General features: G+C 72.2%; 15 protein-coding genes. 10 read left to right on the plus strand and 5 right to left on the minus strand.

The window, feature by feature from the left end; genetic code table 11:
- Nucleotides 1–297 precede the first annotated feature (297 nt).
- The 3 genes from BM290_RS32230 to BM290_RS32240 are packed head-to-tail and all read right to left on the minus strand — an operon-like array spanning nucleotide 298 to nucleotide 3,181.
- Nucleotides 298–1,026: an FAD:protein FMN transferase gene (locus BM290_RS32230; RefSeq protein ID WP_093619707.1), complete on the minus strand. Its 729-nt coding sequence runs from the start codon at nucleotides 1,024–1,026 to the stop codon at nucleotides 298–300.
- Nucleotides 1,027–1,058: 32 nt separating this feature from the next.
- Nucleotides 1,059–1,577, minus strand: a complete 519-nt coding sequence (locus tag BM290_RS32235) for an FMN-binding protein (protein ID WP_093619708.1) — start codon at nucleotides 1,575–1,577, stop codon at nucleotides 1,059–1,061.
- A gap of 26 nt (nucleotides 1,578–1,603) precedes the next feature.
- On the minus strand, nucleotides 1,604–3,181 hold the full coding sequence (locus BM290_RS32240; protein WP_093619709.1) for a ferredoxin reductase family protein: 1,578 nt from the start codon (nucleotides 3,179–3,181) through the stop codon (nucleotides 1,604–1,606).
- Nucleotides 3,182–3,337: 156 nt separating this feature from the next.
- On the opposite strand from BM290_RS32240, the gene cbiE reads away from it, so the two are divergent.
- The 9 genes from cbiE (at nucleotide 3,338) to BM290_RS32285 (ending at nucleotide 10,317) form a co-directional block, all read left to right on the plus strand.
- On the plus strand, nucleotides 3,338–4,543 hold the full coding sequence (gene cbiE / locus BM290_RS32245) for a precorrin-6y C5,15-methyltransferase (decarboxylating) subunit CbiE (RefSeq protein WP_093619710.1): 1,206 nt from the start codon (nucleotides 3,338–3,340) through the stop codon (nucleotides 4,541–4,543).
- The gene (gene cobM / locus BM290_RS32250) at nucleotides 4,540–5,283 is read left to right on the plus strand and encodes a precorrin-4 C(11)-methyltransferase (RefSeq protein WP_093619711.1); all 744 of its coding nucleotides are present in this window, start codon (nucleotides 4,540–4,542) and stop codon (nucleotides 5,281–5,283) included. Before cbiE ends, cobM begins: the two co-directional genes overlap by 4 nt.
- Nucleotides 5,284–5,326: 43 nt before the next feature.
- Nucleotides 5,327–6,052, plus strand: coding sequence for a cobalt-precorrin-6A reductase (locus tag BM290_RS32255; RefSeq protein WP_093619712.1), 726 nt, complete (start codon nucleotides 5,327–5,329; stop codon nucleotides 6,050–6,052).
- Nucleotides 6,053–6,105: 53 nt separating this feature from the next.
- Nucleotides 6,106–6,804: a hypothetical protein gene (locus BM290_RS32260; protein WP_093619713.1), complete on the plus strand. Its 699-nt coding sequence runs from the start codon at nucleotides 6,106–6,108 to the stop codon at nucleotides 6,802–6,804.
- The gene (locus BM290_RS32265; protein WP_093619714.1) at nucleotides 6,804–7,052 is read left to right on the plus strand and encodes a hypothetical protein; all 249 of its coding nucleotides are present in this window, start codon (nucleotides 6,804–6,806) and stop codon (nucleotides 7,050–7,052) included. The genes BM290_RS32260 and BM290_RS32265 overlap by 1 nt, the downstream gene beginning before the upstream one ends.
- A gap of 14 nt (nucleotides 7,053–7,066) precedes the next feature.
- The gene (locus tag BM290_RS32270; RefSeq protein ID WP_093619715.1) at nucleotides 7,067–7,432 is read left to right on the plus strand and encodes a hypothetical protein; all 366 of its coding nucleotides are present in this window, start codon (nucleotides 7,067–7,069) and stop codon (nucleotides 7,430–7,432) included.
- A gap of 200 nt (nucleotides 7,433–7,632) precedes the next feature.
- Nucleotides 7,633–8,220: a hypothetical protein gene (locus BM290_RS32275; protein WP_143134019.1), complete on the plus strand. Its 588-nt coding sequence runs from the start codon at nucleotides 7,633–7,635 to the stop codon at nucleotides 8,218–8,220.
- A 111-nt stretch (nucleotides 8,221–8,331) separates the two neighbouring features.
- Nucleotides 8,332–9,363, plus strand: coding sequence for a hypothetical protein (locus BM290_RS32280; RefSeq protein ID WP_143134020.1), 1,032 nt, complete (start codon nucleotides 8,332–8,334; stop codon nucleotides 9,361–9,363).
- Nucleotides 9,364–9,579: 216 nt separating this feature from the next.
- Nucleotides 9,580–10,317: an SDR family oxidoreductase gene (locus BM290_RS32285; RefSeq protein ID WP_093619960.1), complete on the plus strand. Its 738-nt coding sequence runs from the start codon at nucleotides 9,580–9,582 to the stop codon at nucleotides 10,315–10,317.
- Between the two features lie 125 nt (nucleotides 10,318–10,442).
- Here BM290_RS32285 and BM290_RS32290 read toward each other — a convergent pair whose 3' ends face one another.
- A complete protein-coding gene (locus BM290_RS32290; RefSeq protein WP_239143838.1) occupies nucleotides 10,443–11,153 on the minus strand; it encodes a SemiSWEET transporter in 711 nt (236 codons plus the stop codon).
- A 55-nt stretch (nucleotides 11,154–11,208) separates the two neighbouring features.
- On the opposite strand from BM290_RS32290, the gene BM290_RS32295 reads away from it, so the two are divergent.
- Nucleotides 11,209–12,360, plus strand: coding sequence for a hypothetical protein (locus BM290_RS32295; RefSeq protein ID WP_093619718.1), 1,152 nt, complete (start codon nucleotides 11,209–11,211; stop codon nucleotides 12,358–12,360).
- A gap of 13 nt (nucleotides 12,361–12,373) precedes the next feature.
- Here the strand turns inward: BM290_RS32295 and BM290_RS32300 are convergent, their stop codons facing one another.
- Nucleotides 12,374–12,823, minus strand: a complete 450-nt coding sequence (locus BM290_RS32300) for a YdeI/OmpD-associated family protein (protein WP_093619719.1) — start codon at nucleotides 12,821–12,823, stop codon at nucleotides 12,374–12,376.
- Nucleotides 12,824–12,850 lie beyond the last annotated feature (27 nt).

The raw sequence follows: 12,850 nt of genomic DNA on the forward strand, positions 1-12,850 counted from the left end.
ACCTCGAAGGTCGAGCGAGCAGGGCGATGGCCCGACGGTCACCGGTGCACTCGAACCACCATCAGCTCGAGTGAGACAAGGGTGCACCAATGAGCACCCTGGCGGTCCCCGCGACGCAGGCGCGGCGTCACGGCCGCCAGAGCGCCCGCCGGGCTGAGGCGACACGTCACCGCACCCGGCAGTCCTGTGAGGGGCCAGCCGGTGAGGAGGGACCACGGGAGGGGGCAGCCACCTCGCGGGACAGGCCCGGTTCGGGGCCGGTGCGGTGGTGAGAGGTGTGGCCGTACCGCCGAGGGGTCAGTCGGTGACCGGGAGGCCGGACGACGTGAAAGCGCGCCCGTCATCGGTGACGGCGGCGGATTCGTAGCCCTTGCCGGTGAGGGTGGCGAGCCAGGACAGGCCCGGTTCGCCCATGGCCAGGGCGGCGGTGGCCCAGGCGTCGGCGACGGCCAGGTCGGGGCCGACGACGGTGACCGATCGCAGGCCGGTGGCGGGGGCGCCGGAGACCGGGTTCCAGACGTGGGCGCCGCGCTCGTAGGTCCCGGAGGTGGCGACCGCGCCGTCGGTCAGCTGGAGCACCCAGGCGAGTTTGTCGGCCTGCCACGGGTGGCGGACGCCGACCCGCCAGGGCCGGCCGCCGGGGCCGCTGCCGCGCATCCGGATGTCGCCGCCCGCGCCGATGTAGTGGCGGGTGGAGCCGGCGGCGGCGAGGCGTTCGGACGCCACCTCGACGGACCAGCCCTTCACGTAGCCGGACGGGTCGAGCTGCCCGCCCGCGTAGGCGTCGAAGTAGCCGCCGGTGTCGCGCCACAGGTCGGCGCAGCGGTCCAGGACCAGGCGCAGGTCGGCGGAGCACTCCTCCAGGCGCAGATCGCCGCGGCGGAACCGGCACACCTCGCTGTCGGCCTGGTACGTGCTGAACCGGGCGTCGACCTCGTGCAGCCACGCGCACGTCGAGGCGATCAGGGACCGGAGCCGGGACTCGGGCAGGTCGTCGGCCAGCTCGATGCTGACGACCGTACCCATGACCTCTTCGACGTGCCGCACGAACCTGGACCCTACGCGCCCGCCTTGTCCAGTGCCGCCTGCAGGGAGGTCTTGTAGGCGCCGGTGGTGAGGGTGGCGCCGGAGACGGCGTCGACGTCCGCGCTCTGCGCCGCGAGCGCGGAAGCGTTGAGGCTCTTCACCGCGTTCGGGTTGATCGTGCCGCTGAAGCCCTCGGTCGGATACGTCGCGTTCGCGCTGGTGATCTTGCCACCGGCGACCTTGATGGTGACCTGGACCGTGCCGTACGTGTGCTGAACGGCCTTGCCCTTGTAGGTGCCGGCCTTGAGACCGGCCTCCTCCTTCTCGGCCTCGCCGCCCTCCGTGCCCTTCTTGTTGCCGGACGGCTTCTTGGAGGTCTCCGGGGCGGCGGTCGACTCGGCGCCGGCCTCGTCGATCTCCGGCTCCTCGTTGACGGCCCCGTTCTGGGCGGCCGACACCGGGACGGCCGGGGGCTGCACGCTCAGGCGGACCCCGAGGATCAGGGCCGCGCCGGTGAGGGTGCCGACGGCTGCTGCGGTACTGCGTCGCATCGCGGGAACTCCTGGTCAGGTAGGGGTCAGAACTCGAAGGGGTCGAGGTGGAGCTGGCTGTCCGGGACGTCGAGCTGCTTGAGCGTGTCGACGGCGGCGTTCACCAGTCCGGGCGGGCCGCACAGGTAGACGTCGCGGCGGTTCACGTCGGGGACCAGGCCGCGCAGCCCGTCCGGGGTGAACAGCCGGCGCGGGCCGGGGTCGTTGCGGCCGCCGACGATGTAGCGCACCCAGGCGTCCCGCTCCTCGGCCAGCTCCTCCAGCTCGGCGCGGAACACCAGCTCGTCGGGGCGGCTGGCCCGGTAGATCACGATGGTGTCCGGCGGCATGTCCTCCAGCAGGGCCCGGATCGGCGCGATGCCGCTGCCGCCGGCGATGAGAAGAGCACGGCGGCGGGTACGGCGTTCCGCGGTGAACGTCCCGAACGGGCCCTCCGCCCAGATCGGCGTGCCGGGGCGCATCGTGGCCAGCTTGCGGGTGTGGCCGCCGGCGATGGTGACGGTGAGCCGCAGCCACTTCGGGTTCGGGGCGGCCGACAGCGAGAACGGGTGCGACTGCCACCAGCCGTTCGCGGTCAGGAACCGCCAGCGCATGAACTGGCCGGCCTGCACCGGCAGCTTGTCGAGCCGCTTGCCCTCGATGTAGATCGAGAACGTGTTGGCGCCCTCGCCGACCACCTCGGCGACGGTGAACCGGTGCCGGGCGTTGAGCCAGAGCGGTTCGACGATGCGGCCCCAGAACAGCGCGGCGATCGTGATGCAGCCCAGCGCCGGCCAGAACACCGAGGCGAACTTGCCGTTCATGTCGTTGCCGGCGGCGATCTGGTGGCCGTAGCCGAGCAGCAGCACGCCGTAGCTGGTCAGGTGGATCAGGTGCCAGAGCTCGTAGTTGAGCACGTTGCGGATGGCCCGGATGGAGATCAGGGCAATGAAGGCGAGCAGGCCGGTGGCGATGGTCGCGCTGATCATCTCCGGGAACGTGGTGATCACGGTCCAGCCCTGCTCGACCACGTCGGTGCCGGCGGTGAGGGCGTAGCCGTACACGATGAAGACGATGTGCGCGACCACGAAGGTCACCAGCGAGGTGCCCAGCCAGCGGTGCCAGCGCAGCAGGTCGCGGGAGCCGACCCACTCCTCCAGCCAGGAGACCCGGCTCATCATCAGCAGCTGCATGAAGAGCAGGTAGCCACCGATCAGGCCGGTCACGCGCCCGGCGGCGATCATCGTGGTGGCGGTGTTGCTGATCGAGCCGGCCTGGGTGTTGAACAGCCACAGCGCCACGCTGGTGGCCAGGCCGGAGAAGAAGAGCAGGACGGTCAGGAGCCGGTTGCCGCTGGTGGACTCGCCGGGCGGGCGCTCGTCGACGACCGGGACGCCGGTGCCGGCCTTCCAGCCGGTCGGGTCGGTCATCGACGGCTCGGTGACCTCACCGCGGCGGAAGTTGTCCGGCTGGGCGTAGGGCTGGCCGTACTGCGGCTGCTGCTCCTGCGGCCACGGCGGCATGGACGGGTTGTCCCAGCTCGGTCGGTTGTCGGTCCGGAGGCTGGAGAAATACCCATCGTCGTCGGGAAGCTCGCGTTGATCCCGGAACGCCGGAATTGTCAACGTCCTCACCTGCTCAGCAGTCGTCTCACGGCGCCTGCCACCCCATGCGGCCGACGTGACGGCCCGTGCGCGGAGGGGCCGTCATGGTTGGGTACGCGCATCACGCCGACTTGGCTCAACGGGAGCGGAAAAATCCCAGAGGTTAGGTTCTTGCGCATGAGTTCCGTACAACCGGTCACCGTGGTCGGCGTCGGCGCCGACGGCTGGCCGGGCCTCTCCGGTACGGCACAGGGCGCGCTGACCGCCGCGGAGGTGGTTTTCGGCGGCGCCCGGCAGCTCGCGTTGCTGCCCGCCGAGGTCGCCGCCCGCCGTGTCCCGTGGCCGTCCCCGCTGGTCCCGGCCCTGCCCGGGCTGTTCGAAGCGGAGCACGGCCGCCGGGTGTGCGTGCTGGCCAGCGGCGACCCGATGTTCCACGGCATCGGCGCCACCCTGGCCCGCGTCCTCGGACCTTCGTCGATCACCGTGCTCCCGCATCCGTCGTCGGTGTCGCTGGCCGCGGCCCGCCTGGGCTGGGACCTCGCCACCACCGACGTGGTGAGCCTCGTCACGGCCCCGGTCGAGACGCTGCACCGGGTGATCAATCCCGGTCGCCGCATCCTGGTGCTCTCCGCCGGAGCGCACACCCCGGCGGCGGTGGCCGGCCTGCTCGCCGCCCGCGGCCACGGCGACGCGACCCTGACCGTCCTGGAGCAGCTGGGTGGCCCGGCCGCGCGGCTGCTGACCGGCGCCGCGGACGGCTGGGCGCTACCGGAGGGCGACCCGCTCAACATCGTCGCCATCGAGTGCGGCGACGGCCCCGCGCTGGCCGTGGTGCCCGGCCTGCCCGACACCAGCTACCAGGGCGACGGGCAGCTGACCAAGCGCGAGGTCCGGGCCGTCACCCTGGCCGCGCTCGCCCCCGCGCCCGGTGAGCTGCTGTGGGACGTCGGCGCCGGATCCGGCAGCATCGGCATCGAGTGGATGCGCAGCCATCCGTCCTGCCGGGCGGTCGCCGTCGAGTCGTCCGCCGACCGGATCACCACGATCACCGCGAACGCTGCCGCGCTCGGCGTGCCCGGTCTGCGCGTGGTGCACGGGCGGGCCCCTGACGCCCTGGACGGCCTGCCCCGGCCGGACACGATCTTCATTGGAGGCGGATTGACCCGCGACGGCGTCCTGGACCGCTGCCTCACCGCGCTGCGCTCCGGCGGGCGGCTCGTGGCGAACGCGGTCACTGTCGAATCGGAGGCGGTCGTGGCGGCCGCCTACGCGAAACTCGGCGGCGAGCTGACCCGGCTCACCGTGCAGCGTGGCTCCCCGGTCGGTGGCTTCACCGGGTGGCGTTCGTTCATGCCCGTCACGATCTGGGCGGTGACCCGATGACCGTCCACTTCATCGGCGCGGGCCCCGGCGCCGCCGACCTGATCACGCTGCGCGGGCACCGGCTGATCGCGGCCGCGCCGGTCTGCCTCTACGCCGGCAGCCTCGTCCCGGAGGAGCTCCTCGACGCGTGCCCGCCCGGCGCCCGCAAGATCGACACGGCGAACCTGACCCTCGACGAGATCATCGCCGAGATGGTCGCCGCCCACGAGTCCGGAAAGGACGTGGCCCGGCTGCACTCCGGCGACCCGTCGGTGTTCAGCGCCGTCGCCGAGCAGATGCGCCGCCTCGACACGGCCGGTGTCCCCTACGACGTCACGCCCGGCGTGCCCGCCTTCGCCGCGGCCGCCGCCTCGCTCGGGCGGGAGCTGACCGTTCCCGAGGTGGCGCAGACGGTCATCCTCACCCGCACCGCCGAACGCGCCACCGCCATGCCACCCGGCGAGGACCTGGCCACCCTCGGCGCCAGCCGGGCCACGATGGTCCTGCACCTCGCCGTCCAGCGGATCGACGCGGTCGTGGCCGAACTCACCGGCACCTACGGCGCGGACTGCCCCGTCGCGGTCGTGGCCAGGGCCTCACGGCCCGACGAGCTCATCCTCCGCGGGACGCTCGGCGACATCGCGGCCAAGGTCACCGCAGCGGGGGTACGCCGTACCGCGGTGATCGTTGTCGGCGCGGCCCTCACGGCCGGCCAGTTCCCGGACAGTCACCTGTACTCGGCCGACCGTTGCCGGCCATGAGCGCGCGGCTGCCGACGCCCGCCGCGATCGGGCCGGGTGCCCGGTGAAGGTGCTCCTGCTGGGCGGTACCACGGAGGCACGGCGGCTGGCCTCGATGATCGACGGGGAGGCCGACGTCGTCACGTCGCTCGCCGGGCGGACCACGGAGCCGCTGCGGCCGGCCGGGGAGGTGCGGGTCGGCGGGTTCGGCGGGGTCGACGGTCTGGCCCGCTATCTGCGGGACGCCCGGATCGACGCGGTCGTCGACGCGACCCATCCGTTCGCGGCGACGATCAGCGGGAACGCGGCCGTGGCGTGCGGGGCTTCGGGCGTACCCCTGCTGATCCTGCGAAGGCCGGGCTGGACCGCCGTGCCGGGCGACGAGTGGCACCGCGTCGCGTCGCTGCCGGAGGCCGCCGGACGGCTGCCGCGGCTCGGACGCCGGGTGTTCCTGACCACCGGGCGGCAGGGCATCGCGCATTTCGCCGCGCTCGACGACTGCTGGTTCCTGGCCCGCTCGGTGGAGCCGCCGACCGGAACCGTGCCGCGTCACCTGGAGGTGCTGCTCGGCCGGGGCCCGTTCACCGTCGCGGCCGAACGGGACCTGATCACCCGGCACCGCGTCGACGTGCTCGTCACCAAGGACAGCGGCGGCTCCGACGCGAAGCTGGTCGCGGCCCGTGAGCTGGGGATTCCGGTTCTCATGGTGAACCGGCCGGCGGCCCCCGACGCCACCACGGTGTCCACAGCGGACGCCGCCCTGTCCTGGTTGCGAACGCTGGACCGCTGAAACACGACAATCGGGGAGCTGCGTGACGCGCGTCGCGGTGCGACGCTCGACTCATGGCCGTACGCGCGCTGTGCACCGAACTCGCGGCGATCCGCGCACTGGTGGCCGACGGACTCGGCGACATCGGTGACGCGGGGGACACCGGGCAGGTCTGGCTGCGTTCGGCCGCGGCCCGCCTGGCCGTTTTCGACGGGGTGATCACCGAGGCCGCGGGGGTGCTCGCCGGGCCCGCCCGGGTGATCGTCGTGACGGTCGCCGTGTTCGCGGTGGTGGCGGGGTCGGCGGCTCTCGCCGCCGCGCTGGGCATCGGGACCCTGATCGGCGCCGGCGTCGCACTGGTGATCCTGCTCGCGGCGCTTCCCCCGGCTGCTCGCGGGATCTACCCGGTGATCGGCCGGCGGCGGCTCGCCCGTGTCCCTCTGCCGCGGTCGTCGCGCCCGCCCGCGCCACCCGCCACGTCGCCGTCCCGCTCCTGGGCTGCCGAGCCGGCGGCCGGCCGTGGACCGGAGGTGGCGGCGGTGTCGGAGAGCGGCCTGGCCGGCGTGCCGGATCGGCTGCTGCGAGCCCGGGTGCGGCTCGTCTCGGCCGCGTTGCGGCAGGTCGGCGCCGACAGCTGGACCGCGCCGGAACTACGCCGGGCCATTCGCACCGACCCCGTGGTCCGCCGCCTCGCCCTCGCCGACCAACTGCTGTGCCAGGCCGTCGACTGTGCCGAACGGCACCTGGGCGACCTGCGGAAGGACAGCCTGTGATGCGATCACCGGTACGGAGCCCGTTCGCGTGGGAGGTCCGGCCCCGGCTGTCCACGATCGACCGTGATCTGGACGCCGTGATCACTGATGCGCAGAGCCGGGACTGGTCGGCGGACCGCCCGGACCGGGTGACGTTCGCCCGCCTGGGCCAGGCCCGCCGCCGGGTACGGGCGCCCGGCGACACGACCGGGACCACCGTCTCCCCGATCCGCTCGCCGCCCTGGTCGCGTCGGCGACCGGACTGCTGACGGCAGCGTCGCTGATGGCCACCGGCGTACCGGCTCACCTGCTGGCCGCCGCCGGGCTGCCGGCGACCCTGGTGCCCGGCGGCGCTGCTTCGGTGACCGCCCCGCTCCCCCTGGCACTCACCGCGGTCGGCGCCCTGTGGACGGCGCTGCCGGCCGTCGCCGTCCTGCGACGGCTACGCCGCCGGTGGGATCGGGCCACCGCCGACGGCCCCGCGCCGATCGACGACCACTACCGCTACGCGGGATTCCGCCGCCGGATCGAGGCATACGCCGGCGCGGCCCGCGATCATCGCTCACCCCGCCGCCGGGCCGCCGCCATCGATCTGGAGTACGCCCTCGACTGGCTGGCAGCCGCACAGACCGAGCCACCCCGCCACTGACTTCGTTCTCCTGCCTCCCTCGCCTTACGCCCTGTCCTTTCGTCCTGCCTCTTGCTCCCGGTGGGGCGGGGGGGAAAGTTCATAGCGAAGAACATCGATGGTTGTTAGGGTGAGTGAAAGGCTTCAAACGGGGAGGAAGTTTGCGTTCTGGTATTAAACCCATATTTTCCGGCGCGATAGCCCTTCTGCTGTCGGGTACGATGATCACACCCGCAACCGCCGCTGACCTCGGCAGCGAAGTGCCCGGCGAGAAATCCATGTCCATTGCGGGATTCGATGCGGATGTCGCCCGCGCCCACGGCTATGAGGTGGTGACGCTGCCCGACGGGGCGGTGGCGTCGGTTCCCGCCGAGAAAGCCGAGGCCGCCCGCCTGGGCAAGTACATCCCGAGATCTGGCGTGATCCCTCCTCCCGCCGGCGGTGTCTCCACCAGCGCCTACGGCGAGACCGTCGGCGACTGCGGACTCTCGTGGGTGCAGATCAGCCCTCGAGGCGGCGCAAAGGCCAGCCTGACGACCGGCATGACGCTCGTGCCTGACTCGGGCGGGCCCTGGGACGTCCACTGGTGGGTCGATGTCGCCGACACCGGGGGCTACTCGACGCAGCCCTACACCGAGTACGACGGCTATTACAGCAGCATCGGTTTGAGTTGGACGGCGAAGGCGCGGTCGCTCAACCTCACCCGAGGCTGGGCGAACGTCACCGTGACCTTCGGAAGCTTCACGATCACCGAGGCAGGGTGGATCTGCTACTCGTACTCGCCGACAGCGTCGACAACCATCACCTGATCTTGCGGTGAGCCGGCGCCGTACGGCACCACTGCCGTACGGCGCCGTCGCACGCTCTCATGCGGGACAATCGATGAGACGGCGCGCCCGCCGACATCAGGGAGACTCTACGTGGAGTTCAGAAGCACGAGCCGGCGTGACGAGCAGTTCGCCCGTCAGACTGAGCGCATCGCCGCTGAACTGCGTGCCAGCGGTCTGCCCCTCTACGCTCTGTCACCCGCAGCGCGGCCTGCCGTCCAGGAACAGTTCGGAGGACTGGAAACCGTCGACGGCACGATTACGGCCGTGCACCTGGTGTATCCCACGCACGCGCCCCTCGGTTTCTGGGCCGATGTGGAAACGGCCCGTTGGAGCGATGAGCGGACCGAGCCGGCAGACCTGCGGGAGACCCTGAAACATCATGTCCGCCGGGCCGGGGATCATCTCTCCTCCTTGACGTGGGAGGAGGACAGCACCACCCTGCTGGTCGACGGTCACCGCGTCGACGCCCGGCGGCTGCGTGCCGGCCCCCGCTGGTGGGTGATGCGAGGGGAACGCGCCGGCATCGAGATCACCGTCGTGGGCAGGGACTGGCAGCCAGAAGCGTGCGCCGTCGAGACAGTCACCGACCCCGTACCCATCCTCAACCGCCTTCGCGACGGCGGCCGCGCCCACCGTCCCGGCACCCGACCGGATCGTGAACCGGAACCACTGCCCGACCAACCGCGCGGCGAACCTCACCGGGCCCTGGCCGACGCGGTCCTGCGCCATGCGGCCGACAGTGCTGCCTGGCGGGCCGACGGCGGTTCCGAACCCGAGTTGCCCACATACTGGACCGAGCTGTGGCAGGCTGCGGTGCTCCGCCAGATGCAGCTGAGTGGCAGAGATGAGATCCAAGCAGCCGCAGCCGTGCGCGCCATGGCAGCACAGTTGGCCGGCCTCTTCGACGAACACGAATGGTTCCGTACCGACGAGAGGCTTCGCGGACGTGCTGTGACCGAGGTCCTCTTCCACACCACCGGCCTGGAGCCCGACGTCCGCAGCCGGACCGCACAGGAGGAATGGTGGCACGTCACAGCGATCGGCGCTGACCCCCGTCTTCGAGCGGCAGCCACCGACCGCTGGCGTACCGCCTGGCAGACCTGGGCCTCCACGGACCGATGACCTGCCGGTAGGAGACTGCTCCGATCACCGGCGATGCCCACTTCTGCCGCCGGCACAGGTTCCGGTCCGCGCCGGGCCGGATCCCTGTTCGGTCGGTGGTGCTGTCACATCCGTGTCTTCCGGTTCGTCCCTGTCCTGGAAGCCGTTCTCACCCTTGTCCGGGTGACGCCGGACGACGCGGGAACGGTCGGAACGAACGTCGCGAAGGAGCACGAGATGCGGATCGTTGTGGCAGGTGGCACCGGTCAGACCGGACGGCTGCTGGTGGACGCCCTACGCGAACGCGGCCACGAGGCGGTGCCGGCCTCACCCTCGACCGGGGTGAACGCGTTCACCGGCGACGGCCTGGAACAGGCGCTGATCGGAACCGACGTGGTGATCGACGTCACCAACGCGCCGTCGACCGATGAGGCGGAGGCGACCGAGTTCTTCCGGGTCTCGTCGGAGAATCTGACCACCGCCGGAGCCAAGGCGGGCGTACGGCATCACGTGGTCCTGTCGATCATCGGCCTGGAGCGGGCCTCGGATCTGGCCTACTACCGGGCGAAACTGGCACAGGAGGAGGCGGTCCGTTCCGGCGGAGTGCCGTACACGATCGTCCGGGCCGCCCAGTTCTTCGAGTTCCTGGACGTCATCCTGCAGGCCAACACGCGGGGCGGCGAGATCGCTCTGGCGCCGCTGCGAGTGCAGCCGATCGCCCTGTCCGACCTCGTCGACCACCTGGCCGTGATCGCCGAGTCGGACCCGGTGGACGGCATCGTGGAGGCGGCCGGCCCGCAGCCGATGGCTCTCGACGAGATCGGCCGCCGGCTGGCCGCTCCCGGCCTCGACGTGACGAGCGGTGGCCGCCCGTTCTTCGGCGCCGATATCCCGGTGGACGCCCTGGTCGCGGGCCCGTCGGCCTACCTGGCACCCACCACTCTGGAATCCTGGCTGACAGACCGCGCCCGCTGACACCGACCCGCGCCCGCCCCACGGAAAGCCGCCGGGGCAGGAAACCGCAGCCGGGCCGCCCACGATCGCCGGCCCGGCTGCCGAGTCCCTTCCGGGCCAGGCGGAGCGGGAGCCGGCCGGTAAGGCTAGGCCGTCGCCGGAAGGAGGGCGTTCCGGCGGGTGAACAGCACCGCGCAAACGGTGACTGAGCTGGTCAGCCCGACCAGCGCCGACGCCCAGACCGCGGGCTGGCCGACCCCGATGCCGTACGCCAGCCAGGACCCGCAGGCCGAGGCCGCCAGCGTCCACCGCAGCGGGGACACCCCCGACAGGTCCTGCCGCCGGTCGCGGAGCAGGGCGAGCGGCTGCGGCACCGCCGAGACGAACGACATCGCGGCCAGGGCCGTACCCAGCATCGTGGCCGCCCGCGAAGCGCTGACCTGGGGCAGCGCCGCGGAGGCGGCGGTGGCCAGGACCACGATCAGCACCCCGGCGGCGGTGCTCGCACTGGCGAGCAGGGGGCGGACGGCACGGGCCGCGGGCCGCGTCACCAGCAGCGCGATCAGGATGGCGAGCCCGGTCGAGGCGCTGACGACGTTCGTCACGATCTGGAACGGGTCGCCGATCAGCAAGCCGTAGGTGATCCAGCCCAGCGGCATGGCGACGCTCAGCATGCAGGCGGTGGCGGACAGGCCGCTGGTCCGGCGGCGTACGCACGAGCGGTACACCTGTGGCCAGGCGATCGACATGGACAGGGTGGCGCCGAGAAGGCCGAAGACGTGGATGAGCATCGCCGATCCGTTCGGGCTGTACCGGCCTCCGCTGAACGCCCGCAACCGGATCGCCACCTGTCGCACCGAACCGGCACCCCGGGGGTGACGGGGACCGGCCCCCATTTGGCACAGTGGACAGATGCTGACCGACGTGGACCTGCCCGCGCCCGGACTGCTCTGGACACGCTGGGCGACGTTGAGCGCCACCCATGTCGCTCTCGGCCGTGCCGGCTGGTCGATCGATGACGGTGGGGCCGGCCGGGATCTGCAGGACGGGAGCTGGGCCCGGTTCGCGCTGCTCGACGGCCGGCGGGCGGTGCTCTACGGCCACCACGCCGGGCACAGTGCCGCGGGCTGGGACGATGCGCCGGCCGACCCGCTCACCGGCGCTCCGGACTGGCTCCCGTGGGACACGCTGGCCCCGCTGGCGGAGGGCGACCGGCTGGGGTTCGTCGTCTGGCACGAGAGCGGCCGCTGGTCGCGGGTGCGTTACCGCGGCGGGCGTACGGACGGGATGGCCGACCTGACCGACCCGGTGTCGAGCGGGGAGCGCACGGTCCTCGCGCTGAGCCGGTTCGGGCCGCGGCCGGCGGCTGAGCGGCTGCTCGCCGCCGCGGTGCGGACCGAGGTGTCGGCCGCTCATCTCGGCGATCTGCTGACCGATCCGTCGCCGGATCTGGCGGCGGCGCTGGCGACGGCCGCCCGCGGTGGCCTGGTGCCGGGCAGTGCCGCGCCACGGATCGCGCCGGGCCGGCGGCCGCCGATGCGCCGGGTTCGCCGGCTCAGTCAGGGCGAGCACGACCGGCTGGTCTGGTCGGCGATGCAGGATTCGCCGGAGTTGTCGCGCCCCGCGCCGCCGGTCACCGACGAGTTGGACACGCTGGTCGGCTGGCTGCAGGACCGGGCGCCGCAGGCCGACGGCCGGTGCTCGCTGCTGGCGTATGCGGATGCCACGAGTTTCAGCGCCCAGCCCGGCGAGCACCCACCCGACGACCGGCCGGACGAGGAGCGTTACACCGCTTTCCGGCGGCTCACCGAGTTGGTCCGGGCGTTGCGCCGGGCCGAGTCCGATCCGCGGTACGGCCGGTGGCTGTTCCTGCGGGTCGAGACGAGCGCGTCCGGCGTGCAGGTGGAGCGGCGGTACGACTCGTGGCCACCGTGGTGGCACGACGACGGTGTCTCCGGCCCGTGGCGCACGAATCTGCAGGAGGAGATGGACGCCCGGCTCCCCCGTTACCGCCCGTCGTGGGTGCCCCTGCTCGACCCGGAGGTCGCCTTCCGCCCGCAGTAGCCGGCCGGAGTGGTCAGCGGGCTTTGCCGGCCCGCAGCAGTTCGAGCGACTTGGCCAGCCGCCGGGCGCGGGTCTCGGCCGTCTTCGCCGAGGTCAGCTGCTCGGCATGCCAGCGCTGGTTGCTGAAGGAGATCGACTCCCAGAACGCCTTGGCGTCCGGCTCAGCGGCCAGGGCCGCCGCAAGATCGTCAGGCATCTCGACGGTACGGGGAGTGTCATCCAACTCGATGCCGAGGTCGTAGACCTGCCCGCCCTCGAGCCCACCGGCGGCCCGCCGCTCGGCGCTGACACCCAGCCAGTACTCCCCACCCATGCGGGCGATGGACGACCGGAACTCGAACTCACCGACCCGCACGACCACCTTGGGCCGCCCGCCACCCCCGAGCCCGGCCACGAACTCGTCAGGAATCCGAAACCCGGTGGTATTCCCCCCGGTCTTCTCCAGCTCACCCCGGTACTCCATTCCCGGAACGATAGCCAACCAGGGGGA

The sequence above is a fragment of the Actinoplanes philippinensis genome (genome assembly GCF_900113015.1).
Classification (GTDB): domain Bacteria; phylum Actinomycetota; class Actinomycetes; order Mycobacteriales; family Micromonosporaceae; genus Actinoplanes; species Actinoplanes philippinensis.

Bases quoted from the DNA above. Each gene is read 5' to 3' on its own strand.
- BM290_RS32285 (WP_093619960.1), top strand. From the start codon at position 9,580: ATGCGGATCGTTGTGGCAGGTGGCACCGGTCAGACCGGACGGCTGCTG.
- BM290_RS32235 (WP_093619708.1), bottom strand. From the start codon at position 1,577: ATGCGACGCAGTACCGCAGCAGCCGTCGGCACCCTCACCGGCGCGGCC.
- BM290_RS32275 (WP_143134019.1), top strand. From the start codon at position 7,633: ATGATCACACCCGCAACCGCCGCTGACCTCGGCAGCGAAGTGCCCGGC.
- BM290_RS32295 (WP_093619718.1), top strand. From the start codon at position 11,209: ATGCTGACCGACGTGGACCTGCCCGCGCCCGGACTGCTCTGGACACGC.
- BM290_RS32265 (WP_093619714.1), top strand. From the start codon at position 6,804: ATGCGATCACCGGTACGGAGCCCGTTCGCGTGGGAGGTCCGGCCCCGG.
- BM290_RS32300 (WP_093619719.1), bottom strand. From the start codon at position 12,823: ATGGAGTACCGGGGTGAGCTGGAGAAGACCGGGGGGAATACCACCGGG.
- BM290_RS32270 (WP_093619715.1), top strand. From the start codon at position 7,067: ATGGCCACCGGCGTACCGGCTCACCTGCTGGCCGCCGCCGGGCTGCCG.
- BM290_RS32260 (WP_093619713.1), top strand. From the start codon at position 6,106: ATGGCCGTACGCGCGCTGTGCACCGAACTCGCGGCGATCCGCGCACTG.
- BM290_RS32230 (WP_093619707.1), bottom strand. From the start codon at position 1,026: ATGGGTACGGTCGTCAGCATCGAGCTGGCCGACGACCTGCCCGAGTCC.
- cbiE (WP_093619710.1), top strand. From the start codon at position 3,338: ATGAGTTCCGTACAACCGGTCACCGTGGTCGGCGTCGGCGCCGACGGC.
- cobM (WP_093619711.1), top strand. From the start codon at position 4,540: ATGACCGTCCACTTCATCGGCGCGGGCCCCGGCGCCGCCGACCTGATC.